Here is a 26,208-nt window from a genome sequence, read left to right as displayed (position 1 = left end):
AAACAGTAAAAAAGTCCTAAATGCCTTTTGCCATGCCTCTCTATGGCAATTGTTCTTGCAACAGATGCGAAAAGCCTCGTTTTTTCGCTAGAATCAGCTATAAACATTTGCCCCGCCGATGACGATAAATTATAGTACACATGCCTTACCGAATTCTTGGTGAATTCTTGTACGTGATAAAGTATAATAAATTTATTGAATATGGGACTTTTGGTGTGTGACCAATAACCCAGTGTAAGGGGGACATTAGACAGTGAAAGCGGAAGTGATTAATCCTTTCCTGGAATCCGCACGGAACGTATTCGAACAGCTCATCCAGGTTTCGCCTTCCACCGGGAGTCTTGGCGTGAAAAATGTGGAGTACATTGCAGACCATGTCTGGATCGTGATCGGAATGACTGGACAACTGAGCGGAAACATCGTGTTTGGAATACAAGAGTCGGTAGCATTGAAAATCGTTTCTGCCATGATGGGCGGCTTTGTCATTACAGAAATGGACGAAATGAGTAAAAGTGCTATTTCTGAACTTGGCAATATGATTAGCGGCAATGCAAGTACCATCCTGTCCAATCAGGGTGTCGTTGTTGATATTACACCTCCACAAGTGATGAATTCTGAATACGTGAGTTCTTTTAGTGCAACGAAGGCATTGAGCATTCCTTTGCTGATGGACGGAATCGGTGAGATGGATATTCAAGTGATGATCTCGTAGAATAGAACCATACGCCTCTTGGGGCAATATGTGTTCAATACGGGAGGACATCGGGTATGTTGAAAGATCAGGTTGTTTTTATCACAGGTGCGTCGAGCGGAATTGGTGCGCTCTGTGCACAGATGCTGATAGAAGAAGGAGCCATCCCGATTCTGGCTGCCCGCTCGCGGGACAAGCTGGAAGAGATTGGTGCTTCGCTGAAAGGGCAACATGAACTACTCACGTTAGATGTAACGAATACTGAGCAAGTTCAGACAGCCGTGGATGCGATGTTGCAGAAATACGGACGAATCGATATTTTGCTGAATAACGCTGGTTACGGAAAATTTGCAGCGATGACGGATATGTCTGTGCAGGAATTCGATGAGATGATGGACGTTAATTACATGGGCATTGTTCGCTGCACCAAGGCAGTGCTGCCGCAGATGTTACAACGAGGCAGAGGGCAAATCGTGAATGTAGCTTCCATGGCTGGCAAGATCGGAACTGCAAAATCCGCTTCATATACGGCAACCAAACATGCCGTACTTGGCTTCAGCAATGCCCTGCGCCAGGAACTTCGCAAGACCGGAGTCACGGTAACGACCATTAATCCCGGACCCATCGATACACCGTTCTTCCAACGGGCAGACCCCTCCGGTAACTATGTTAATAATGTACGCTGGATGATGCTGAAGCCGGAAGAGGTTGCGGGGCATATGATCCGGGCGATGAAGAAGCGCAAGGAAGAAGTGAATCTGCCCAGACTGGCTTCGGCTGGAGTGTGGCTGTATCAGCTATTTCCGCGTCTCGCTGACAGGCTGTCGCACGGTGTAATGAATCAGAAGTAAGATGCAACAATGGGCATCATATATCGGATAAAAGAAGGGCTCCGCCGAGGGGCTTTTCTTTTTTTTGTGTGCAAAGACATGTTTCGTGAATAAGATTTGGTCCGCAGGCTTTTTTCGCATATAATGAAAGGTAATGTGATGACAGGCTTCGGTTTTATTAGTACAAGCAGGGCTAGAGCATCAAAACGAATAAATTTAAAGGATGGACATACATGACGAATCAAACATTTGCTTCAATTGGCGTAGAACAGGATCTTGAGGCTGTACTCGCCAAACATGGCATCAACGAACCTTCACCGGTACAGGCACAGACAATCCCGGTTATTTTGGAAGGTCGCGATGTGGTTTCAAAATCGCAGACGGGAACAGGCAAGACGCTCGCCTATTTGCTGCCACTGCTGCAATCCATCAAAAGTGATGTAAAAGGGACACAGAAGCTCATCATAGCTCCTACACAAGAGCTGGCGATGCAGATTGTCCGCGAAGCACAGCGCTATGGGGAAGAACGCAAAATTGGCGTTCTGGGGCTAATTGGCGGCGCTGCAGTAAAACGTCAGATCGAGAAGCTGCGTGAGCACCCGGAACTGGTTGTAGGAACGCCAGGACGTCTGAAGGAATTGATCACGCTGAAAAAGCTGAAAATGCACAATGTCTCCACGATTGTTATTGACGAGGCAGACCAGGTATTCCAGCTCGGCGGGGTAAGTGACGTGGACTTCGTATTGCGCAGTGCCCTGCGCGACCGTCAGCTTATTTTCCTGTCAGCAACGATTGATGAGCACACTGCTGGACTTGCGAAGCGGGAGATGAAAGAGCCGGTACAGATCGGAATTGAACCGGACCGGGCAACTGCGGCGGGACTGGAGCATTTTTATTTTGTAGAAGAAAACCGCAACAAAATTGATATGCTGCGCCGTCTGGTTAGACAGTATAACCCGGATCGTGCCATCGTCTTTGTGAATGCTACCGAGGATATTGGCGAGGTTGAAGCGAAAATGAATCATCTGGGCTTCTCGGCAGCTGCGCTGTATGGAGATGCTGACAAAGTGACCCGCAGCAACGTGCTATCCGCTTTCCGTAACGGGAAACTGCAACTGCTGATCGCGAGCGAGGTTGCAGCCAGAGGACTGGATATTGAAGGTTTGCCGATGGTCATTAACTATGATCCTGCATTTGATTCGGAACACTATGTTCACCGTGCAGGAAGAACAGGTCGTATGGGTCGCAGTGGTATCGTGTTGTCGATCGTGGACGAAACGCAAATTTTCATTATGCGCAAGTTTGCGCGGGAACTTGGAATCGAATTGCCGGAACGTGTATTGTTCGGGGGTAAAGTGCTGGAGGCTGATCCGCGTCCGGATACGCGGCCTGAAGGACATTCTTTCTCCAGAAAACCAGGGCAGTCCCGGGATCGTAAACCTGGTCAGGCCAGCCGCAATGGCGGCGCCAGAACTGCTGCTTCGAATCAACGTCCGGCGGGCGGCAAGCCAGCTGGCAATACAGGCAGAACAGAACGGGACCAGGATCGTAAGAACAAGGGCGCTCCTAAATGGAGCAAAGGTAAAGAGCCACGCTCTGAAGAATAAAACCTGACGAAAGAGGTGCAGGGATAGATGGAAAACGTTCAACCACCCGTATTGAAAATCAACGGGCTAAGCGGAGGATATAGTGCCAAACGGCCCGTCCTCCACGGCATCGATCTTGAAGTTGGGCGCGGAGAAATGGTCGGACTGATCGGATTAAACGGTGCTGGCAAAAGTACTACGATGAAGCATATTTTAGGATTGATGACCCCTCAACAGGGAGAAGTGCGGGTCATGGGCAAGAAGCGGGACGAAGATCCACAGGTATATCAATCTGCCATGGCCTTTGTACCGGAATCTCCTGAGCTGTACGACGAGATGACAGTCATGGAGCATCTGGAGTTTACGGCCAGAGCATATGGTGTTTCTGAGGCTGATTTCAAAAAGCGTACGGAGAAACTGCTCGACTTGTTCCGCATGAATGAGAAAAGTACCAGTCTGTCGACCCACCTGTCCAAAGGTATGCGGCAAAAGGTCATGATCATGTGTGCTTTTGTGGCGGGTCCGCCACTCTATATCATTGATGAGCCTTTCCTGGGACTTGACCCCCTCGGAATCCGCTCTTTGCTTGATTTTATGCTTGAAATGAAGGCTTCGGGATCATCCATTTTGTTGAGTTCACACATTCTGTCCACCATTGAAAATTACTGTGACCGTTTTATTGTCCTGCACAGAGGACAGGTCATTGCTCAAGGGACGCTGAATGAGCTGCGTACTCAATTCGGGGAATCGGATGCCACGTTGGAGCATATGTTCTATTCCCTTGTACAAGGCAGGGATTAAGCATGGATCTCAAGCAGTTATGGAAGCAAAGACGCACGGGATTCTGGAATGGAATTCTTCCTTATCTGGGTTATGTCATTCAGAGCGGCGTAGCCATGGTGTTCTTATTTCTCGTCATTGCGTTCTCCGCCTGGTATACATCGTTTGTACAGCACATTCCGGAGGGATTTCCGATTCGCTGGATAACGTTGCTATTGTTGGCGCCACTGGTGCTGTTTAGCAGCTATCGTACATATCTGCATCCGGCAGACATCGTATTTTTACGTCCGCAGGAATATCGGATGCACGAATATCTGAAAAACAGCTTTGCTCGTGGCATTATCTATAAAACCTTGGGTATGCTGCTCGTATTTGTAACGTTGTGGCCGCTCTATGTTCGAGCAGATCAGGATGCAAGGCCATTTGGCTGGTTTATCCTGCTTCTTCTGTTGTGGAAAGGGTTATCGAGCTTCGGGGCTTGGCAAGAACTACGCATGGTGCAAATCGGTGCCGCTAGAGGATATCGTTTGCTGCGGTGGGCTTTGGCTATACTGGCGATTGCCGCCTGGTTGTGGCAGCCTCCACAGCGCAGTATCTGGTTCCTGCTGCTGCTGGCCGTCGTTTATATCGTTGCTCTGCGTATCCCTCTGAAACATCGAGTTTCATGGGACCGTCTCATTCAGGTGGAGCAGGGCCAGGCTGGCCGAGTGATGCGTACGCTGGGATGGTTCGTAGATGTGCCTTCATCAGGCCAAAAAGTAAGTTCTCGCCGCTGGCTCAGCAAATGGGGGAGTGGCCTCCCGTGGAACGCAGGGAAAGCCTATCGCTATCTGATCACCAAAACGTTCATCCGAACTGAAGTGTTCTCTATCGTTGTGCGCTTGGTTGTACTGGGCATGCTGCTGTCCTGGTGGACGGCAGGCAGTTATTTCGGGATTGGTGTATACCTGTTCTTCCTGCTGCTTGTGGGTGTGCAACTGGGTGCACTGCGTCGCAGTCATGGTGAATCGTTCTGGATTATGATTTATCCCATCTCGGGAGAAAGTCGTCGTTCCCAGGTGCTGGGTTTCATCTCGAATCTGCATGCACTGACTGCCTTGCTCATGTGGCTGCCGATGCTGGTTGCGGGATGGAATGGACTGAGCATGATCGGAGCAGCACTGGTTCTTGGTGTGCTGGTCATCTACTTGATGCGACGTTCCCAGGGCAACAAGTGGTTGAAAGAAGAAGAGGATGAATGAACGATCGAGCGAGCGTCTGACTAGTTAACGTTCAATGGCAACGCCGACTAGGGACGCTTGCGTAACATAACAAAAGAAGGGTATTCCGAGCTGTATCCCGGAATACCCTTCTTTGTGCTACAGTCAGCTTACCTTGTTCCGACTCCTGGTGAGGACGTATGAACTAACAGAGGAACGATTTTGTGATAATGACGAGCAAGATGAACAGAACGAGAATGGCACCTGTATTTGTAAATCCTCCTCCGTAACCGTAACCGCCGCATCCATAACCGCCTCTTGTTTCTTCAACTACTCCAGACATGGTCATTCCCCTTTCAAGTGGTGTTGGGCACGCCCTTGCGTACATCGTATATTATGTGCTTTGGGGATAGGCTGATTGGGCCGTTGCCCGGTAGAGCCTGAAAATTCATCGTTTTGGGCCTTTGCCCGTCAAGATAGCCACACGTTTTCAAAGCGTAACACAAAATACCCCTTTATATCGAGAGACATTCATCAGGATACAAAGGGGTTCGTATTTGAGTCAGGCAACGGATGCAAGTCCGCTCCCTGACTTATTTATTTGGATTAGCATTACTGCATATAAATTAAGTTGTCTGTAGATCCAAAACTCCACGATAGATCGTGTCGAACAGATCTTCCAGTCCGGATTCTTCAATACAGGAGAAGGCGATTCGCAGATCCGCCTCACCCAGCGCAATCGTACCGACGCCGTATTTCTGTAGCAAATGGGTCCGGAGCTGCTCTGCGCCGACATCCTTCAGCTTCAGGCACATGAAGTAACCGGAGTTGAACGGATAGTAATCCCATACCTCACCGTATTTACCGCTATCGAGGATGGATTTTACTTTGTTGGCGCGGCCTTTCATGATTTCAAACTTCTCCAGCTTCTGTGCTTCGAACTCAGGTGCTTTCAGCGCATCCAATACAAAAGTTTGGGAAGGATGCGGACCACTGGAGATGGTTGCCCGGATAATACCGAGTGTTTTTTGCTCCAGAGCATGGAGAACTGCAGCATCTTCATGGGCGTACGTGATGAATCCAACGCGGAAGCCCCATACGAATTCTTCCTTCGTGGCACCGTCAACTTTGACAGTTAACACACGTGGGTGGAGGTTCGCCAGTTTGCCAAACAGGGATTCGTGAATGGAATCTTCGAAGAAGAGACCAAAGTAGGCATCATCTGTCACAGCAACGACGTTCACACCAGCCTCAGCCGCTTGATGGATCGTATCCACGATTGCATCTGCTTCTTCGGCTCCAGGCGTATAACCTGTCGGGTTGTTCGGGAAGTTCAGCAGCACGATGGCTTTGCCTTTGTCCTTCTGCGCAAGCAACGCTTCGAGCAGGCCAGCACTGTTGAAGTTCAATTGATCATCGAACAGGGGATAATGAACTAACTCGCCATGACGACGAATTCCGAAGGTCAGCTCATAATTTTCCCAGTTTTTATCCGGATATATAACAGCGTCCCCTTCTTCGGCGAACAGGTCGGCTACGATACTCAGTCCATGAGTTAATGCGTTAGTCACAATGGGGTTACCAAATGTTTTACCTTCAAGGGAAGGTGTTTCCTTCAGCATCTTGTCTCTCCATACGGTCCGCAACTCAGGCTTCCCTGCAGGCGGAGCATAAGGGTACAAATCTTTCGGTTGGTATGCGGACAGCTTATCCTGAATAACAGCTAGGTGCATCGGCACACCGCCCTCCAGAGCAATACCAATCGTAGCATTGTAGGTTTTGGCCAGACTTGCTGCTTCAGCAGACTGACTCAAGATACCTTCTTTTGGAAAATAGATTTCTTTGCCGAGCTGCGACAGCATGGAGTAGACGTGACTGCTGCCTGCCTGAATACTTTCGTTCAACTGTTCAGCCAGTGGATTCATTCTTTTCATCCTTCCAAGTCTTTGGGATTCAACTGCCTAACATTATAACACCTTGCCTTGCCCCCGTCACGGAAATTACGCATAATGACAGTTTTATCACTTCACCGCGTTGTTGCGGGTGTTTTTGAGTGAGGTTAATGTTACTTCTCCCGATTGATTATACTATGGAAAATGAATGTTATTTCTGATGAAAAGGACAATATTTCCGCATCATTTCGGCAGTTTCTGCATCTCGTCCTTCGTTACGCTGTTCCAGTTCGCCGCTAATATGGTCAAAGCGTTCAGCCGAGAGGTTCTGTCCAAATTTGAACTTGGCACTGATCCGTTCAGGAACAATGCGAACCACAGCAACGGCTTTGAGATTACCTTTGTAGCGGGGATCAGCTGCATCAATGGGAACATATCCGCCCTGCGGCTGGAGTTTCTCCATAAAGCGTTGAAGAACCTGGCCCTTAACGTCCAGATCCTGAACCGGCTCTGCCTGTCCGAATGCCATTACACTTTTGAAAAAAGAAGTTGCCGGACAAGCTAATTCGGGATCACTGAAATAAGATGGAATTAGGGAAAACTCTTCTGCCACGGTAAAACTGACGGAGGAATCCTGCTTGATCTGTTTCATTTTCTCTCCGGCAAGACTGCCATGGAAATAAAAACAACCGTCCATATATACGAAGTTTAGCGGTGTTACCCGTGGCTGCCCGTCCGGACTAACCGTTCCCAGAAAACCAAAGGAGCATTGGTCCAGAAATGTTATCATTTCCTGTTCTTCATCTACATTGAATTCTTTTCTTCTCATCGGTGTTCCCCCTTGAATAGCATGTGGATTAAATCACTGTACCTTAGCCATAACAATAGAACTTGCATTGACATATAAAAAGATCCAATTTACATTCACTTTAATAGACCAATTTATTTGGAAAAAGAGGTGCACGATGGAATTGTGGCTGCCTATGGATTCATACGTGGTTCAACACCGTTACAAATACGAGGCATTGTACCATGCTTTGCGTGACGCCATTCATGCAGGGACGCTGGTTGGAGGCACAAGACTGCCTTCCACTCGAGAGTTGGCACGTCAATATGAAATGTCACGCGGCTCCGTGGCACAGGTATATGACATGCTGCTGGCTGATGGTTACGTGCGAGCGCATAGGGGAAGAGGGACTTTTGTTTCGGACACCATAACAGCACAGGACCATGCAGAGCAGGAGGCAATGATTCAACTTTCTCCATGGGGAGAGCGGGTGAGTACGCTGAATATTCAGAATGAAAAGGAAAAACCGTCAGCCATTGACCGGGAGCAACGGATCATCAACTTCCATGTACAGCGTATGCCTGCCGAGCATTTCCCACAAGCGGAATGGAAAAGTGCGCTGGCCGCCGTTCATCGGAGCGGATCGCATGAACGAAGTGGTGCTGCTGGAGACCTTGAACTACGTGAGGCCATCGCATCACATCTGAGGTGGACACGGGGCATTCAGGCTGAGGCATCACAGATCGTACTGTTTAGTGGTTCCATGCAGGGCATCACTTTGATAGCACAGCTGCTTATCCCTGAGGGGGCCGCTGTTGTATTGGAAAACCCGGGATATCAGGGAATTGCTCATGCCGTTAAGTCCTGCGGAGGAAAGATTATTCCAGCGGAAGTAGATACCGGGGGGATTATTCCGCATTCCTGGGAAGCACAGACGTTATTTGTGACACCTACTCGCCAGTTTCCTACAGGGGCTGTCCTTGGTCTGGACAGACGGAGAGCCATACTTGAATGGGCCTCGGAGCGAAATGCCGTCATTATTGAAGATGATTATGATAGTGAATTTCGCTGGGGAGGTAGGCCGATTGAACCGCTCAAAGTACTCGATCGTGAACAACGGGTCATTTATGTCGGATCGTTCTCACAAACGATGGTTGCATCCTTCCGGCTTGGTTACGCGGTTCTGCCACCCAGTCTGGTGCAGCCACTGATCGCTGCAAAAGCACTGTACGAACCCGTACCTCCTGCCCTTCTAGAGCAGCGTGCACTTGCGAAGTTTATGGCCCGAGGAGGGTATTTGCGCCATTTAAGACGGTTAACCCGTCTCTATGGGGAACGGCATGCTTTTTTTGTCAGTGAGATGAAGCGGGAATTACCGGAACCTTTCATCATGCAGCCTGGGGATGCTGGATTGCATATTTATGCTACGTGGAAAGGGGATATTGACAGTTACGAGCGGTTCAAGGCACTGGCTCAGGAAAAAGGTGTCGTATTCCGTGATGCGGTTCGTTATTGGCTGACTCCAGGTCCGCCGGCTGTGTGTTTTGGCTTTGCACATCTGGAGAAAGAGGAGATTGAAGAGGGGATAAGGCGAATGCGGTTAGCATGGGAGAAGTGCACATTTTCGTTTCGGTGAATTCCGCTGTATAATGGAATAAGACGTTTCGCTCCAGCAGGAGCAGAAATATATAAACACATATCGCATCATTTTTGATGCAGTATGCAAAAGAGATTAACTTTCAAGGGGGAGTGGCGACATGCTGCAGGCATCGCCGTCATCTTTTGTTATTTTGCCCGCCGTCGCCAAAATTGTCTGCGAACCGGGATGGAAGTGGCAGAAGCGGGAAAAACCGATGCAAAACTATGACTTATTTTATGTATGGAGTGGTGAAGGGACCGTTGTGCTGAATGACCGGTCGTATGAAGTTGGCAAGGGTAGTTGTTTTCTATTCAGGCCAGGCGATCATCCTACTGCAACACATAATAAGCAAAAACCGTTGGTACTAACGTATATTCATTTTGATGTAGATATACCCGTTAATGATGTTCCCCAGTCCTATCGTGAGGTACTGGAAACGGTGGAATTCGAGCACTTGCTGGCTCGTTATGTAAGACTGTTCCTATCCGATGTATATGGGCGGGATGAGGAGAGCCGACTGATTCTGAAACAGCTGATGATTCATTTGCTGCGAGCAGATACAGAAGCTCCTGTGGAGAAAAAGGTGAGCAACCAGTTGTCCGATGTCATCCAGGAGGTAGCTAACTATGTACGCCAGCATCCGGGGATAACACATCGCGTGGAAGACCTCGCTGCAAGGGCTGGATTATCGCCGCGATACTTCTCGATCAAGTTCAAGGAATTGATTGGTTCGTCCGTGCAATCCTATATCATTCGCATGCGCATTGAGCGGGCTGAGCATCTGTTGGTGCATACCGGCATGAATGTGACCGAAGTGGCAGATGCCCTGGGGTACCGCGATATCTTTTTCTTCAGTCGTCAGTTCAAGCAGTATACCGGCAAAAGTCCGTCCGAGATTCGTTAGGGCCTCTCTGTCCGGTAGAATATGGTAACGTTTCAATTCTGGGAAGCAGGGGTAAGTATGTAGCATTCCAGACGATCGAAAGGGGGAACTTGTGATGAACGGAAAACGTCGGGTCCGCAACCGGGGATGCTCTATCAGGGGCTTTAATATTTTCCGGAACCGCCTGCGCCGCTCCAAACCGGCAGAGGAAATGCAGGACGTATGGTTTTAAGGAATGGTCAGAAAACCAATATGACGAAGCTTAGCTTCGTATTGCATGTATACATGGAATGGGAACGGTAATCATCCTGACTTCTACATAGCTCTGAAGCGGATAATCGGATTCTCTGATCGGCAAAAGGTACTCATAGCCTGGACACTTTACCCTTAAAAGGTGTTCCGGCTGTGAGTACCTTTTTATATTTATTTTTTTATATAGGCCAAAGTTCTGTGTAATCTGTTTCTTGAGATCAGAAATTAAAAAAAGATGACTCCTGTTATTCAGGAATCATCTGCGTATTGCTCAATGGATTGGTTTTAACCGACCGAGCAATTCTCCCATTTTGACGGAGTCGCCAGGTTGCAAGCCTGGGTCCGGTTCGAATGTACCGCTCTGTGTTAACAGCACGACAGTGGAACCGAATTCAAAATATGCGAGATCATCGCCTTGTGCCCATGAACTTACATCCACACCAGCGTACTGTATGCTGCTCACATTCATTGCGCCTACTTTCACGACAGCAACTTCTCCATAATCATGAGCAATATACGTAATGAGCCGTTCGTTCCGACTCAGCACCGATTTCATATGGGTCAGACCAAAATCATTTACGGGATAAACCTTGCCCTTAATATGTTCACTCTCAATGCGGCGACCGTTAACAGGAGCATGAATGCGGTGATAGTCGCGTGGGCTGAGATACAGGACAAAGGCATAACCGTGCTTGTACTTCTCCAGATGTGGTGAGTGGTTTAATAATTCAGCAAGTGTATAATTTTGTCCCTTAACATTCAGGAGCGTTCCAGCAGATACAGGACCGGCTGCCGTGATTTTGGCATCGACCGGACTGATCAGTGCATGTTCTGAAAGTTCAAGCGGGCGCATGCCCGGTTTAAGTTTACGGGTAAAGAAATCATTCAATGAACGATATTCCTTCCAGTCTTTCTCAGCTTCCTGAACAGGGATGTCGTAGGTCCGGACAAAATAAGGGATAAATGCCTTGCTTCCCCGGCTCTTGGAGAAGGCTCCCACAGTCCGGGAGATCCATTTGCGAGAAGAAAGCTCGGTCATTAACCGCAACAGCGTTTTTGCCATGAATATCCCCCTTAGGGTTAGTGCGAACTTCAAGGCCGGCAGGGCCGGCCGTTCTGCATAATATTGACACAGAATGCCCACGAAATCAATATAGGCCGCGATCATACGTCTGGGGTTGCCTTGGTATGCGCGAATTCTGCTCCAGCAGCAGACGTCCATAAGCCATCGGCTGCCGGTAGCTGGCTTTCCAAGTCTCCGTCATTCCGGCCTTGCGGAAACCGTAGCGCTGATCCCTTCCGTTGCATTCGATAAAATAAATCTGGCCCTTCTCTGTGATCCCCAGATCAAGTCCGAGGTCCGCAAGATGAGGCAGGCTCGAAGCCAGCGTCCGTGCGATTCGGAGCCCGACAGACCGGATTCTGGCCTCCAGTTCAAGTGCATGCCAGTCGGTTGCCTGCAAGTCAAGAGCTTCAGCCAGCTTCATGACTTTGCTGCCTTGGGCGATATTCGTGACAAACGTATGCGCCGGAGCCACCTTGGCGAATATGCCTGTGATCGCCCACAATCCGTCACTTCCTCGTTGCACGGATACCCGCAGATCTACAGGTCTTCCCTCAAAACGAACCAGAGGTATGCGTTCTTCAATGAGATAGGCATGCCGGAAAATACGGCGCAGGGTGGCTGATGGCAGTTGTCCCTTATTCAGTCGAAAGGTGGCCCATCCCTTGCGTGAAGTCCTTGTCTCACATGTCAGTTTCCATTGACCATCCTTTTGGAATATCCGCATAATGCCGTGACCGATGCTTCCGCTGCATGGCTTGATCACCAGATCATCGTAATGTTCCATCATATATGCCAAAGAATCAGGTGTAGCCTTGACCGCACGGGGGAGATGTTGCCTGAGACCGGGGTCCTGATAAAGAATCTCGTGAATGTGGTCTTTGCGGTATCGATTGCGGACATTGTAAACCTGTATGCCCTGCAACAGCAGTTTGGTCACCTGATGCTGCTCCGAACGGCGAAGCTGGAGAGCCCGGTTATGAATAACGGAGGGCAATGGCATCCTTTGACGAACGTAAATGTCCTCCTTTTTTACATAAGCCATACAGGTTTTGTTGTCCGAATCCACGTCTTCCAGCCGCAAAAAACAAGGAGTTAATCCATAACAGGCCGCTGCCTGTTCAACATTCGCGAGTGATTCCTGACCCGTCCTTCCAGCCGGTATCCCCCGGTACATGCGTGAATCGAACAGAATACCGATCGTTTCTTGTAGCATGACCGTTCCTCCTTCAATGTTATCGCGACCATGGATCGTCCATCCATGGAATGCCGGCCTGTCACCGCATGGTTGGACATCACGATAACGCAGACCGGAATCATGATGCTTCGATATGCATCAAAGAGTGCTCTTTCCAGCCCTTTGCATCATATGGATTTATGCAAATGGCTTACATGATATCGTATGACATCTCTGGGGTAGGGGCGTGGACAGCCGCCTTACATAAGTGAACGGGTACAGCCTATTTCAATAGGGACAGCTCGATCATTCATACCTTGAAGCTTGTGCAGCGATGAAAATGTAACCCACCAAAGTCATGAATTACAGTGGCAGATGCCCATACTGACGCATATGATGCCGGAGACGAACGTTAGAGGAAGGAGCTAGCTGCATGAGTAAAAAAGGCAATAAGAAGGTTCCTACGCCAAAACTGCGGCATGTGAGTCCTAAATTTAAGGAACTGGATCTGACCAATCGACGGTCAGACACAATGGACTCAGGTTTCACTTCGAATAGGGAAGAACGCTTGAATACAAATAAACGGAATTCGAAGGCCATTCAGGCATCAGAAGAATTCCTATCCGAATCAATGGAGCTACCTGCTTCAACGAACGAGCTGGAAGACCTGGAGATCGTAACCAAAGCCATCAAACCGGAACCCGTAGAGTCTGATAGCGAGAAAGTCGTCGAGACGCAAGATATCCTGGAAAAGCAGATTCAGGTCAGCAGCGTGGCTCCGCTTGTTTTGGAAGAAGAGCTGGGTATCAACAAGCAAGAAACAGCAAGCAGGGACCGGTTGCAGATCCTGAACCAGAACCAGATGCCTGGTCATACCGGACACTATATCTACACGGACGACTTGAGTGAATTTGCTGTTACGGAGAGCAAACTGGCTCCTTTCTCTGTGGATGCCTCCAAGCTGAAACCGGATGCGGTCGGCAGTGAAGCATTGCAGGATTATGCGGTGACCAGCATACACATAGCAGACGGGGCCATTGTTTCAGCGAAACTTGCGGAAGCGTCTGTATCTGAGGAGCACCTGATTGACGGCTCTGTGTCTGGTCATAAAATACGAAATGCTTCTATTGCAGGTGAGAAAATCAGAGATGGCAGCATTACTTCTCAGAAGCTTGGCAACCAGGTCATCGATTCGGCCAAAATTGCCGACGGTTCCATCGGCACAAGACATCTCAGCCGCATGCTGGTAACGGAAGAATTAATCAAGAATCATGCCGTAACTGGAGACAAGATTGCGATTAGCGGGGTGGATACAAGACATCTCACGGGGGGAGCTGTGAATACCTCCAAACTGGCTGACGATGCAGTGACTACATCCAAAATTCGGGAAGCTGCTGTCACAGGCAGCAAAATCGAAGAACTATCCATCGAGTCTCACCATATTCAGGCAGGTGCTGTTAAACAGACACATCTGGCAGAAGGGTCTGTCGGTCGTTCACAACTATTAAATGGCAGTATTGGAAGTGACCAGATAGAGGATGGGTCGATACAAACAAGACATTTAGCTGAGGGTTCACTAAGTGGAAGACATCTCTTGGACGGTTCAATCGGATCAAGCCAGATTCGCGCTCATTCCGTTGGCAAGGAGCAGATTGGCAATGGAGAAGTGGGCAGTGAGCATTTGACGGAAGGTGCAGTAACCAGCAGCAAACTGGCAGACCAGTCTGTGGGAACAGCAAAATTGCTGGAGCAGTCCATTACGGCATCCAAGATCTCTGATCAGAGCGTCATTTCTTCCAAAATTGCGGATGAAGCCGTACAAGGTAAACATCTTGCCAAAGGGTCCATTCGTGCGGAACACATTGCGAATCGGGGAATTACACCGGTACATGTGGACAATTCCGCAATTCACTCCATTCACATTGCAAGTGGGAGCATCGAGGCAACTCATCTATCTACCGCAAGTGTGTCCGGAGATGCTCTCGCAGACGACGTGGTGTGTGAGCGGCATCTTGCAGAGTCGGCCGTGGGTACGTATGAATTGCAGGATGCTGCCGTTACAGACGTTAAACTCGCGGATGGAAGTGTGACAACAGAAAAGCTTGGAACGGCATCGGTGAGTAGCAGAGCGCTTGCCCCGGGAAGTGTTATATCCTCGCATCTTGCGAGTGGTGGAGTCACAGGTACACATCTGGCTCCAGGCAGCGTGGGTTCCGAGGCTCTGAGACCTTATGCAGTGAAATCGGAACATCTGACAGAACATGCCGTAGGTGTGCCTCATCTTCAGCCAGGCAGTGTTGAAACGGATGCGATTGCACGGGCCGCGGTCACAACAGATAAATTGGCTATTGATAGTGTAACTTCAGCCCAGCTGGCTGGCGGGTCCATTTTTCCGCCTCATCTAACAGATCATGCGGTTACCTCCCCCAAGCTTTCACCAGAGAGTGTTGCCACAGATAAACTGGCGGATTTTGCTGTCACGTCAGCTAAACTGGCAGACGGCAGCGTGACTTCTTCCAAGATTATGGCAGAGAGCATTAACGCCAAACATATTCCATCAGGAACCATTCGCGGATATCACCTGAAGCAGCATGCCGTTTCCTTGGAACATTTGTCGGAAGAAATACGCTCGCCGGAATTATTCGCTGATGGCAGTATTACCGGCAACAAACTTCGGCATGACTCCATAAGTGCGGACCATTTGACAGCAGACTCGGTATCGGGGACAGAACTACAACAGGCTGCTGTAGGTAGCGAGCACTTGCAGCCATCCGTTGTACAATCCGTCCATCTGGCTGAAGGCAGCGTGAAATCTGACCATTTGGGAACTCAAGTAGTTAGCTCACAGCATCTGAAGGCAGACATCATTCATGAGGAGCATATTGCTGAACAGGTGGTCACATCGCATCACTTGGCACCTGGATCTGTTGAAACAGACCATCTGGCACCTTTATCCATTACAGCGGCTCATCTTCAGCCAGGTTTAATTAGTGGTTTGCATCTTCAGGCAGAGTCGACAAGTGCTGTTCACCTGCAGCAAGGAGCTGTGCATTCCCGTCATATTCAAGATGGTGAGATTCTTCCTCATCATATCCATGAACGCAGCATCGGAACGTCTCATCTGGAAGAAGAAGCGGTAAGTACGATTATATTGCAGGATGAATCTGTAACACGCTCCAAACTAGCAACTGGTAGTGTGGATGGCAGTAAATTAGCCGCAGGAACCGTATCGGCTACTCACATTGCCAATGAAAGTGTGCAGACCCGTCATATCCAAGAAGGAGCAATCCTTGCTGATCATATTCAAGAGTGCAGTATTGGCTCAGTTCATCTGGATGAGGAGTCTGTAAGTGCGGTTCATTTGCAAAATGGATCTGTAACAAGTGCCAAACTGGCGGATGGCAGTATAAACGGCAGCAAATTGCTTGAAGGAACCGTATCGGGGATTCATATTGCGTCCGAAAGCGTGCAATCCGAGCATATTCAGGCAGACGCCATTCATGCTGACCATATTCAGGAGCGGAGCATCGGCACAACCCATCTGGAGGAGGAAGCAGTAAGTGCGATTCACCTGCAAAATGGGTCTGTCATCAGTGCCAAACTGGCCGACGGCAGTGTAACCGGCAGCAAGTTGATCGAAGATGCGGTGTCGGGAATCCATATCGCCTCTGAAAGTGTGCAATCCCGCCATATCCAGGCAGGAGTAATCCTTGCTGACCATATTCAGGAGCACAGCATTGGCATGCTTCACTTGGAACAGGAAGCAGTAAGTGCCATTCATCTGCAAAATGGATCTGTAACAAGTACCAAGTTGGCCGACGGCAGTGTAACCGGCAGCAAGTTGCTTGAAGGAGCAGTATCGGATATCCACATTGCAGACGATAGTGTGCAATCCCGTCATATTCAAGAGGGAACAATCCTTGCTAATCATATTCAAGAGCGAAGCATCGGCACAGCACATTTGGAAGAGGAGTCTGTAAGTGCGGTTCATTTGCAAAATGGATCTGTAACGAGTGCCAAACTGGCGGATAGCAGTATAACCGGCAGCAAGTTACTCGAAGGTACGGTATCCGGGATTCATATCGCATCGGAAAGTGTGCAATCCGAGCATATTCAGGCAGGAGCCATTCAAGCTGATCATATTCAGGAGCGAAGCATAGGCACAACCCATCTGGAAGAGGAAGCAGTAAGTGCGGTTCATCTGCAAAATGGGTCCGTAACGAGTGCTAAATTAGCTGACGGTAGCATTAGCGGCAGCAAATTGCTCGAAGATGCTGTATTGGGGAGCCATATCGCGTCGGAAAGTGTGCAAACTCGCCATATCCAGGCAGGAGCGATCCTTGCTGATCATATTCAGGAGCATAGCATTGGTACGTCCCATCTGGAGGAGGAAGTAATAAGTGCGGTTCATCTGCAAAATGGATCCGTAACGAGTGCCAAACTGGCCGATGGCAGTGTGAGCAGCAGCAAACTGCTTGAAGATGCGGTGTCGGATGTCCATATTGCCAATGGAAGTGTGCAATCCAGTCATATCCAAGAGAGAGCCATCCATGCTGACCATATTCAAGAGCGAAGCATTGGAATCTCCCACCTCAAAGCGGAATCGGTCAGTTCGATTCATCTGCACAATGGTTCCATAACAAGTGCCAAAATGGCTGACGGCAGTGTAAACGGTAATAAATTGCTTGAAGGTGCGGTATCGGCTATCCACATAGCAGACAAAAGTGTGCAATCTCGGCATATTCAGGATGGAACGATTCTTGCTGATCATATTCAGGAACGCAGTATTCGCACAACCCATCTGGAAGAGGAAGCAGTAAGCGGGATCCATCTACAGAATGGGTCCGTCACAAGTGCCAAATTGGCCGATGGCAGCGTGAACGGCAGCAAACTGAGTGAGCAGAGTATTACCTCTAATCATTTGAATGCGGGGATTGTAGGTCCGGCGCATTTGAGCGAAGAGATATGGAATGCGATTCGTCAGTTCAGTGGAGAAACGCTGGAACAACTGGCAGCTATCAAAAGACAAGAGGGATTGCTTCAAACAGAAAATGAGGTTGTACCGCCATCACAGCCGGCAATTGTCGTGGAACCCTCAAGTGTCGATCTGAAGGAAACGCAGTTTATCCAGACGTCGGGTCAGGAGCTGGGGCAACAACAAGAGCATCCATCGCAAGCTAACCAGCTTGGAGATTCATTGACGACAGCTGGCACGGTCCAGCCACAGCTACCGCTACCACAGCCTGAATTTTCACATGAGATCGATGGAATTAAGGAGTTCAAGCTGAGGGAGCAAGCAGTTAAGCAGGAGCATTTGAGTGATGGAGCTGTTGGAAGCAGCCAGTTGCAGCATGGAGCTGTGGGTCCTGAACACCTGTCATTCCAGCCCGTACGAAGTGTCAGCCGTCAGCCTGTGGTGCAGCAGTTCGGTATGGAGGCCTTTATATTGCCTGAGGATGAACAGTGCGTGGAAGTAACGGTAGCCTTTGAGGAGTCGTTTATATCGGAGCATTATGTGATTGTAGCCATGTGTAATGATCGGGGATTCCAGGTATCGCTCCTCTCCCAGAGTGAGGATGAAGCCGTACTGGAAGTGTCACGAACTACGGGCTCCACACACACCTATGGATTGTTGTCATGGATTGCCGCTGGGCCTTCCGTGTAAGAATGCGAGATCATGTGTCCTCATTCAAGACATCTGTAGACGAATGATTTCACATGTTTAAATAGACAAAAGCGGTTCCCGGATATGTCCGGGACACCGCTTTTTTTCATATATAAGCTTGCTCCGTTCGGACGATGAGGGGTGCCTGAACGATTTAATATGAGTTCAACAACGAATGATTCTTACAGTCCTACAGCTTGATAAGCTTTGGTAATTGCAGTAGCTTCAGCCGAAGTCGCTCCGTACAGATCTTTAGCGGCTTGGATTGTCGCTGTTTTGGCAGCAGCAAATTTGGATGTAGGTGTCAGATAGTTCACGAGTGTGCTGTAGAAGATTTGAATGGCTTTATCACGCCCGATCCCTGTTACAGTGACACCATTATGTGTACCGCCTTGAGCTGCAAGATAGTACGCTTTGTTAATGATACCGCTGTTGGTATGAACGCCTCCGTTGTCCGCTGTTCCAGTATAACGGTCAGCGTATTTGTCAGGTTGTCCATACAATGTAGGGTTGGATAGGGAGCGCAGTGCATCACCTGCAATGTTAGGGGTGTAGACATCGTCGCCAAGCAACCAGTTTTTGCTTTGGATCGTATTTCCGAAAATATCAGCGAAGGCTTCATTTAATGCACCTGGCTCATTGCGGTACTCCAGATTGGCTGTATACTCAATGACACCGTGAGTCAATTCGTGGCCTACTACATCCAGATCACCAGATAGTGAACGGAAAGTCGTTCCATCACCGTCACCAAATACAATCTGTACTCCGTTCCAGAATGCATTATTGTAGTTGGAGCCATAATGCACAGTGGATTTAATGAGCAAACCGTTGCCATTAATACCGTTGCGGTTGAATTTGTTTTTGTAGAAATCATACGTGGCAGCAGCATGGGCGTGGGCATCTACGCCAGCACGATCAGTCCATACGTTATCGGAATCTGTCAGGAGTGTACCTGGAATGGAGGAACCATTGTTTGCAGTGTAAGTTTCAATCCCATTGCCGCGAGTGGTATCTTTCAGTTGGAAGGTACTGCCGGATTGGGTGGTTGTAAGGGTTTTGGTATCACCAAGTACACCTGTACCTGTTCCTGTTGCGAAGTTGATGAGGTCATATTGAGATACGATACTGCCGTCAACGGCATTCACGAAATATTTGGTACGTAATGGGGCAGGATCCAGCACATTGACTTCGGTAATGTAAACAAGGTAGGTTTGGTTGTCCTCTTCATTGTGGTAAATGTTCAACTCGGCTTCAGGGGTTTTCTGTGGTTCGCCAAGCTCTCCAACGCGGGAAGTGGCTTCTTCCGATGCAATCTTGATCGCATCTTCTGCACTGATTTCAGCGACACCGTCATTAGGGATAGCTTGTTCTTCAACCGGTGGGAGATCTCCAAGTGCGGATGAAACCTGGCCTGTTTTGTCTAGGTGGATCGTTTGCTCGGCACCGTAGACTGGAATGCCCTTAATGTACTGCTTCAGGCGGAAGTGTCTTACACCAGAGGTGTCCGTAGTCCTTTTAATAATTTTGAGTTGGGATTTCACGTCGGAATTCAGGAATTGTTCCTGTTGTCCAAGGAAATTGAAGATTGTTTCGTCAGAACCGCTGTTCAACTGGATACCCTCCTCAGAGGCATAAGGGGCCTGCAATGGAATGGACTGATCAGACAATGGAGCTGCAGCAGCAGAAGATACGGAAGCGAGCAAAAGAGCTCCTCCAAGAATTGTTGGCATAACTTTAGCAAATTTCATAGTAAACTCTCCCATTCTCAATATGATTTTTTTGGAAAACACATAATTATGCCAATCTCGGTTGGAGTTCCGTCTGCAACTTGGGCAGCGCGGAGTGTGGGGCTGAATCTGAAACGTGGAATATGACAAGAAACGATAAGGAACAAAGTCGGCAGAGCCTGTATGCCTGTGGTTGGGCGTGTCAAAGGAGTACCGTTTATCCGGTTCAGCCATGAGGCTTAATCGTTCATTGTGGTTCCTCTTTCAGAAGCCAGGGGTCTTGTCCACTTGCGAAGCAGAAGATGTTCTTACGGAGCCGGGGTGTTCGTTCCGGGTTCACATAATAGAGCCTGAACTACGTATTGAACGGCATCACTCCTCTCAAGGTACATGCAACAGAGCAAAAACAGCCTCTTGTATCATCCTGTACGCATAATTAACCCCAGGTCAATTAACAGGAATGAAAAAAGATTACTAAGGAACGTTTGTTCCTCATTAGGATTTTTTTGTCAATATACTGCTTGCAACGTATATTATCACAATGTAAAAGTTTGGAAAAGATGCAATTTTAAATTTTTTTTAAAATTGTGTCTGAAGTAGGGGAGCGGTAGCATATTTCGCATATTTTGACGAATTCTGTCTAAATAAATGGATTGACTGAGCCGGGTGGCAGACAGAACCTGCTCGGTTCAAGGACATACGCCGTTTCCACTGCTCCATGAATACATAGAATAACGTGTACTCCCTTTGCATGCCGATGATGTACACCCGGGAGGTGACTGTGTTGCAAAAACGCGGCAATACAGCTTTTTATGCAACCAAATCGAATCTGGCACAAAGAAAAGCGCAATTAAAGAAGCGTCGTTTGAAATCTGCTTACAAAAAGGGTAAAAAGGCCTACAAGTACGTAATTCCACCCGTGGAGCAAACGGAATTGCCAGCATTCGGAGCTGAGCATGCGATGAGAGAGACACTTGCACAGGATTCGACGTACTCGCATAAACCACTGCTTTCGGTCATTATACCTGCCATGAATGAAGAGCGAACCATTGGTGCAGTCGTGCGTCAGTCGCTGCGGATATGCCGTGATGCTGAAGTGCTTGTTATTGTGAATGGTTCAACGGATGGGACGGCAGTAGCGGCAAAAAGGGCAGGGGCACAGGTGCTTCGTTATGCCGAAGCTTTGGGACATGATGGAGGAAGAAGAATCGGTGCAGCGGCAGCTCGTGGCAGGGTGCTGTTGTTCACGGATGCAGACATTCCAATTCCGGCAGAACATCTCGCGCCTTATGTGCGAGCGGTTCTGGACGGGACAGATGTGGCGCTAAATGATTATAACGGACCGGTGGCGCGTATCCCTGTTCACCCTGTGGTAGAAGCCAAACATGCGCTGAACAGCATGCTCGCGAGACCTGATCTGCAAGGGGCTTCCATGACAGCCATTCCGCATGCATTAAGTCGCAGGGCACTTGAAGTGATTGGGACGGACACACTGGAGATTCCACCGTTGGCACATGCAAAGGCGGTTACCAACGGGTTGAAGGTGCGTGCCGTCCATCATGTGCCTGTAGGCAAAATGAACGCAGTTCGAGTCAAGAAACGAAGCGGACCTGACCCGCTCAGTCAATTGGTCTGGAATGATCATCTGACAGCGATCAGGTGGATAACCGATACACTTGGCCCACGCGGAGGACATTCCGATCTGCAGCGTGTTCGTAGCCTGACGAGGTGAGCATGTTGCCTAAAACAAGAAAGAAACCTCGTCAAAAGATGCAGCATGCTGGAGGTGAGGAAATGAAGGAGCGTTCAGGGGGTGTCCGTCGTCAACGGACAGCAGGCAGACGAACACCAAGGAACAGAACCAGAACCATGGGCAGGAAGAGCCTGACTAAATCGCCGCAAAAGAGTTCAGCATCGAGCAGGTCGGCAATGAACAAGTCCGTATTGCATGAAGCATTCAGCGCAGGGCAACGGGCAGGACGCATGACGTTGGAAAATGAACAATCGATTGAACAACATGCGCGTTCAACATGGCAGGAGCATGGGGCTGCGATCTCAGCGGAGCTAAGGAGTTATTCTGCTGCAATGCAGGCAGGGAAAGCATTCATGCAGGGTTATGCTCAAGCTGCGGGACGCTCGTTGAATATTATTCCACTTGCCCTGAATAAACCTGCCGCTGCAGTCGTCTGTGCCTGCAATGAGGAACTTACGCTGGGGCAAGTACTTGTACAACTGAAACGTTTACCGCTGACAGATATCGTTGTGGTATTGAATGGAACAACGGACAACAGTCTGACACAGGTGCTTGAACAGCCTGGCATCACGCTGGTCTATGAACCTGACCGGGCGGGACATGATGTAGGCCGCGCCTTGGGGGCCAAAATGACGGAGGCGGAGACCCTTCTCTTTGTGGATGGGGATATGGTCGTCCCGGCAGAGCAACTCGCCCCGTTTCTGTATGCGGTCGACCGGGGAGATGACGTGGCACTGAACAATCTTTCATCGCTGTTGCCTCCATTTGCCCGCCAGGATGAAGTGAGCCGGATCAAGGCATATCTCAACCGTGTGCTTAATCGTTCGGATCTGGGTTCCAATTCGTTGACGGCTGTACCTCATGCCCTCTCACGTAAGATGATCCAGATCGTAAAACCGGAGGCGCTGGCCGTTCCTCCCAAAGCGCAAAGTCTAGCCATTCAGCATGGATTAAAAGTGACTGCACCCAGTCAAGTGGATGTCATTCGTTCCAATCGCCTGCGTTCCACCAATACGGGCAGCGGCAACGAAGTCGCCCGATTGATCATTGGCGACCATCTGGAGGCGATTGCAACCTGGCTGGATATGGGCGGCAATAAGTCACAAGCCCGATCCATTTCTCGTGCTGAAGTGGCCTACAGGAGGAACGCCAGATGACACTGACGAGTATTATTATTCCGACGTACAATGGGCTGGAACTGCTGAAGCCGTGTATCGATGCCATTCGAAAATATACCGATTCTCATACATCTTATGAAATCATCGTTGTGGATAATGGCTCGGTTGACGGAACAGCAGCGTATTGTGCACGGGAACGAATTCGTTTTGTTCGGTTGCCGGACAATCGGGGTTTCCCGGCGGCTTGCAATGCCGGGCTCCGTGCAGCCTGTGGTGATGAGCTATTGCTGCTGAATAACGATGTTACAGTTACCACCCGCTGGCTCGCAAATCTGCGGGCAGCCCTCTACAGTGAAGCAAACATTGGCATTACAGGTCCGGTGACCAACTATGCAAGTGGTATCCAGCAGGTAGAGCTTGAGTTCCGGGACATGGCACATTTTCAGGAACTGGCAGCTGCCAACAATATAGTCGATTCTTCCAGATGGAAGGAAGTCAGACGAATTGTCGGCTTATGTATGCTCATGCGGCGAAGTGTGATGGAGGACATTGGTGTGCTTGACGAAGTCTATTCGCCGGGACACTATGAAGATGACGATTATTGCTACCGGGCCTGCCAGAAAGGCTATCGTTTGCTAGTATGCGGGGATGTCCTGGTACATCATCGCGGCAGCGCGAGTTTCCTGAAGACCGATCCTGTAGCATGGAAACAGTTGCTTGAGCGCAATCGATCCATTTTTATCAACAAATGGAATGTCGATCCCCTTAAATATATTGAGACATCCGATGAAGGAGGGATAGTGGAATGAAAGGTGTAATTCTTGCTGGCGGAACAGGAACACGACTGTATCCTCTGACCCGGCTGATTAACAAGCATCTGATTCCAGTCGGCAAGCATCCGATGATTATGTATGGCATCGACAGACTCCGCCAGGCAGGCATTGAAGAGATATTGATAGTGATCAACAAACATTCCGCTGGGTTATACACGGAGTATTTGGGTGGTGGAGCAGATCATGGCGTCAAGCTAACGTATCGGATTCAGGAAAAGGCAGGCGGGATTGCCGAAGCATTGGATCTGGCGACATCGTTTATCCTTCCTGGAGAGAAATTCGTTGTGCTGCTGGGAGACAATCTGTTTAGCGACGATTTGAAGCCTTATGTGGACCGGTATATGCAGCAGCCTGCGGGTACAGCTCGTGTCTTGCTCAAAGAAGTGGACGATGCACGGCGGTATGGGGTGCCGGTGTTTGATCCACAGCATCCGGAACGAATCTCATACATTGAGGAAAAACCGAGTGATCCGAAGACCTCTTATTGTGTTACTGGCATATATATGTATGATGACCATGTATTCAACCTCATTCAGAACATTGCGCCTTCTGCACGCGGCGAACTCGAAATTACGGACGTGAACAATCATTATGCAGCAGCTGGAGGACTGGAATACGATATTTTGCAAAAATATTGGAGTGATGCCGGGACGTTCCAATCGCTTCAGGAAGCAGCCATCCGCATGAAGGGTCAACTGCCCTAAAATATATGCGCCTGATGCTGCCGCTGTGAGAGGTCCCATGAGAGCAGAACAACCTGCGCCGGAGCCGGAAGAATGCTCCGGCGCTTTGTGCAGCGGCGGCACTCCTCGTGCATGCCAAGGGAGGGAATGCCGTGAGAGTAGCAAAACGCAGCGACTTGGGCAGGAAGAAGACACTGGGCGGTCATGCCGGCTCCTTGTACGTATCTGTGGGAGTGCAGCCCAAAGCAAGTTCGAATCACGAATGGGGAAACCAAGGCGCGAAGCAGGGGAATGTGGAACTCGCAGGAATAGAGCGCAAGCTTCTTGCAGAACCGAAAGGCAAAGCCAGCGGGCGCACCGGTGCAAGACGTGGTAGTAGCGCAGGAGCACGAACCAAAACAGGGGCAAAAACAGCCGAAGGGCGAGGCAGTGCAGGCACCCGCGTAAAATCAGGCGAGCGTGCAGGCGTGAGCCGTGGCCGTAAAGGGGCGCGAGCCAAAACGGGCAAGCGCGCAGTTGCAGGCCGCGGGCATGCTGCGCCGCGGGGCGGGCGGGCCCCAGGTGCCCGCGCCAAACAGCGCACGGCTGCGCAGCGTGCGCCCGGGCCAGCACCGCAAGCCAGCACGCCACAGGCGCTGCCTGCCAGCGGTGCTGGCCCCGCCCCGCCGCAAGCGACACACCGACACGGTGGTGTCGCCCCCGCGGGGCGGGAAAGCGCTGCCGCGCATGCTGGCAGCGCAAGGGCAATGGCGCCTGCGCTGCCGGCAGCAGCGCCCGAGAGCGGCTACGCCGAGGGCTTCCGCGACGGCGTGTTCGCGGGCGGGGAGGCGCTGGTGGCGCAGCACATCCCGCCCGATCATATTCTGCCTGCCGTGGCGGCGGCAGATCTGATCGAGGCGGGATTCCGCCAATATGCGCCCACCCTAACCCGGCTGGCCAGCCCTCATGAGATGGCTGTCCATATCCAGGGGGCGCTGGATGCGCAGCGCCCCCTGTCTGTCGTTCGCCTCGGAGATGGCGAACTGCTGACCCTGGCAGCCGATACGGTGCTGCCCGGCGAGCAAGTGCAGGAGCTGGCACCGTTTCTGCCTTATGCAGGGGTGCCACGCTCCACCCCAGACATCCGCGCTGAGCTCGCGGAAGCCATTCGCGGCGCGGATTGGATCGGTGTCCCCATCTCGCGTGCGCCTACTTTTCAGGGACTTTTATTTCCAGTATTGCGCCATTTCGGCATTGACTGGTCCCGTCTGAATCTGACCAGTTCCACGATTAACTACAGCCTGCATCATTCGGGTCTGTTGTTGCCTGTGGTACAGGGGCGCCGGGTGCTGCTGATTGGAAGCCAAGCTGCAGAGCTCGGGGCGTTGTTGAACGGCCATGGGGTGCAAGTGACAGGCATCATAGGAACAGTGGATGGTGTTGTGGATATCCAGAGAGTGATGCAGCAGACTGCGGAGCATTCGTTCGATATCGCTCTGGTAGCAGCGGGAATTCCGGCCGTCATTTTGTGCCGCCGAATCGCTGGTGAACTGGGGCGGGTTGCCATAGATTTTGGACATTTGGCTGACAAATTGGTTACAGGAGAGCTTCATCTCTAATGGACGGTCTGGTGCAACGTTCATCGTAATGTGTATCCAGACGAGGGGAAAT

Annotated in this window: 19 protein-coding genes; 13 read left to right on the top strand and 6 right to left on the bottom strand. The window is 49.9% G+C overall.

Annotated elements, in window-relative coordinates:
* The first annotated feature begins 253 nt into the window (after positions 1–253).
* The 5 genes from BLV50_RS24820 (at position 254) to BLV50_RS24800 (ending at position 5,128) form a co-directional block, all read left to right on the top strand.
* Positions 254–712: a chemotaxis protein CheX gene (locus tag BLV50_RS24820; protein ID WP_063566082.1), complete on the top strand. Its 459-nt coding sequence runs from the start codon at positions 254–256 to the stop codon at positions 710–712.
* Between the two features lie 56 nt (positions 713–768).
* Positions 769–1,542, top strand: a complete 774-nt coding sequence (locus tag BLV50_RS24815; protein ID WP_063566081.1) for an SDR family NAD(P)-dependent oxidoreductase — start codon at positions 769–771, stop codon at positions 1,540–1,542.
* A 212-nt stretch (positions 1,543–1,754) separates the two neighbouring features.
* Positions 1,755–3,128: a DEAD/DEAH box helicase gene (locus BLV50_RS24810; RefSeq protein WP_064635737.1), complete on the top strand. Its 1,374-nt coding sequence runs from the start codon at positions 1,755–1,757 to the stop codon at positions 3,126–3,128.
* A gap of 27 nt (positions 3,129–3,155) precedes the next feature.
* On the top strand, positions 3,156–3,908 hold the full coding sequence (locus BLV50_RS24805; RefSeq protein ID WP_063566079.1) for an ABC transporter ATP-binding protein: 753 nt from the start codon (positions 3,156–3,158) through the stop codon (positions 3,906–3,908).
* Positions 3,909–3,910: 2 nt separating this feature from the next.
* Complete coding sequence (locus BLV50_RS24800) at positions 3,911–5,128, top strand: ABC transporter permease (protein ID WP_090810515.1); 1,218 nt, start codon at positions 3,911–3,913, stop codon at positions 5,126–5,128.
* A gap of 163 nt (positions 5,129–5,291) precedes the next feature.
* Here the strand turns inward: BLV50_RS24800 and BLV50_RS32915 are convergent, their stop codons facing one another.
* The 3 genes from BLV50_RS32915 to BLV50_RS24790 form a co-directional block, all read right to left on the bottom strand.
* Entirely contained in the window at positions 5,292–5,429 is a 138-nt protein-coding gene (locus BLV50_RS32915) for a hypothetical protein (RefSeq protein ID WP_162842448.1), read from the bottom strand.
* A 283-nt stretch (positions 5,430–5,712) separates the two neighbouring features.
* Complete coding sequence (locus tag BLV50_RS24795) at positions 5,713–7,011, bottom strand: aminotransferase class I/II-fold pyridoxal phosphate-dependent enzyme (protein ID WP_063566077.1); 1,299 nt, start codon at positions 7,009–7,011, stop codon at positions 5,713–5,715.
* A 178-nt stretch (positions 7,012–7,189) separates the two neighbouring features.
* Positions 7,190–7,807, bottom strand: coding sequence for a pyridoxamine 5'-phosphate oxidase family protein (locus BLV50_RS24790; protein WP_064635740.1), 618 nt, complete (start codon positions 7,805–7,807; stop codon positions 7,190–7,192).
* Between the two features lie 136 nt (positions 7,808–7,943).
* Here BLV50_RS24790 and BLV50_RS24785 point away from each other — a divergent pair, with 136 nt between their 5' ends.
* Positions 7,944–9,401 (top strand): MocR-like pyridoxine biosynthesis transcription factor PdxR, encoded by a 1,458-nt coding sequence (locus BLV50_RS24785; protein ID WP_090810513.1) that lies wholly within the window; start codon positions 7,944–7,946, stop codon positions 9,399–9,401.
* A gap of 121 nt (positions 9,402–9,522) precedes the next feature.
* On the top strand, positions 9,523–10,308 hold the full coding sequence (locus BLV50_RS24780; protein ID WP_053783204.1) for a helix-turn-helix domain-containing protein: 786 nt from the start codon (positions 9,523–9,525) through the stop codon (positions 10,306–10,308).
* 502 nt (positions 10,309–10,810) lie between these two features.
* Here BLV50_RS24780 and asd read toward each other — a convergent pair.
* On the bottom strand, positions 10,811–11,602 hold the full coding sequence (gene asd, locus BLV50_RS24775; protein WP_090810510.1) for an archaetidylserine decarboxylase: 792 nt from the start codon (positions 11,600–11,602) through the stop codon (positions 10,811–10,813).
* A gap of 85 nt (positions 11,603–11,687) precedes the next feature.
* A complete protein-coding gene (locus BLV50_RS24770) occupies positions 11,688–12,818 on the bottom strand; it encodes a YheC/YheD family endospore coat-associated protein (RefSeq protein ID WP_090810508.1) in 1,131 nt (376 codons plus the stop codon).
* Between the two features lie 394 nt (positions 12,819–13,212).
* On the opposite strand from BLV50_RS24770, the gene BLV50_RS24765 reads away from it, so the two are divergent.
* Positions 13,213–18,444 carry a WIAG-tail domain gene (locus BLV50_RS24765; protein WP_090810506.1) on the top strand — a complete coding sequence of 1,744 codons (5,232 nt, stop codon included), beginning with the start codon at positions 13,213–13,215 and terminating at the stop codon, positions 18,442–18,444.
* 182 nt (positions 18,445–18,626) lie between these two features.
* Here BLV50_RS24765 and BLV50_RS24760 read toward each other — a convergent pair whose 3' ends face one another.
* Entirely contained in the window at positions 18,627–20,192 is a 1,566-nt protein-coding gene (locus BLV50_RS24760) for a M4 family metallopeptidase (RefSeq protein WP_072735461.1), read from the bottom strand.
* A gap of 760 nt (positions 20,193–20,952) precedes the next feature.
* Between BLV50_RS24760 and BLV50_RS24755 the strand changes: the two genes are divergently transcribed.
* From BLV50_RS24755 to BLV50_RS24735, 5 genes are all read left to right on the top strand, one after another.
* Positions 20,953–21,903: a glycosyltransferase family 2 protein gene (locus tag BLV50_RS24755; protein WP_256338044.1), complete on the top strand. Its 951-nt coding sequence runs from the start codon at positions 20,953–20,955 to the stop codon at positions 21,901–21,903.
* A gap of 62 nt (positions 21,904–21,965) precedes the next feature.
* Positions 21,966–23,081, top strand: coding sequence for a glycosyltransferase family 2 protein (locus BLV50_RS24750; RefSeq protein WP_256338043.1), 1,116 nt, complete (start codon positions 21,966–21,968; stop codon positions 23,079–23,081).
* Positions 23,078–23,851, top strand: a complete 774-nt coding sequence (locus BLV50_RS24745; protein ID WP_090810502.1) for a glycosyltransferase family 2 protein — start codon at positions 23,078–23,080, stop codon at positions 23,849–23,851. Before BLV50_RS24750 ends, BLV50_RS24745 begins: the two co-directional genes overlap by 4 nt.
* Positions 23,848–24,579, top strand: a complete 732-nt coding sequence (locus BLV50_RS24740) for a sugar phosphate nucleotidyltransferase (protein WP_063568452.1) — start codon at positions 23,848–23,850, stop codon at positions 24,577–24,579. Before BLV50_RS24745 ends, BLV50_RS24740 begins: the two co-directional genes overlap by 4 nt.
* A gap of 812 nt (positions 24,580–25,391) precedes the next feature.
* On the top strand, positions 25,392–26,156 hold the full coding sequence (locus BLV50_RS24735; protein ID WP_256338042.1) for a GT-D fold domain-containing protein: 765 nt from the start codon (positions 25,392–25,394) through the stop codon (positions 26,154–26,156).
* Positions 26,157–26,208: the final 52 nt, after the last annotated feature.

The sequence above is a fragment of the Paenibacillus sp. 276b genome (assembly GCF_900107875.1).
Classification (GTDB): Bacteria; Bacillota; Bacilli; order Paenibacillales; family Paenibacillaceae; genus Paenibacillus; species Paenibacillus marchantiae.
Note: the sequence above shows the minus strand (reverse complement) of the source record. Positions and strands in the feature narration are given on the sequence as shown.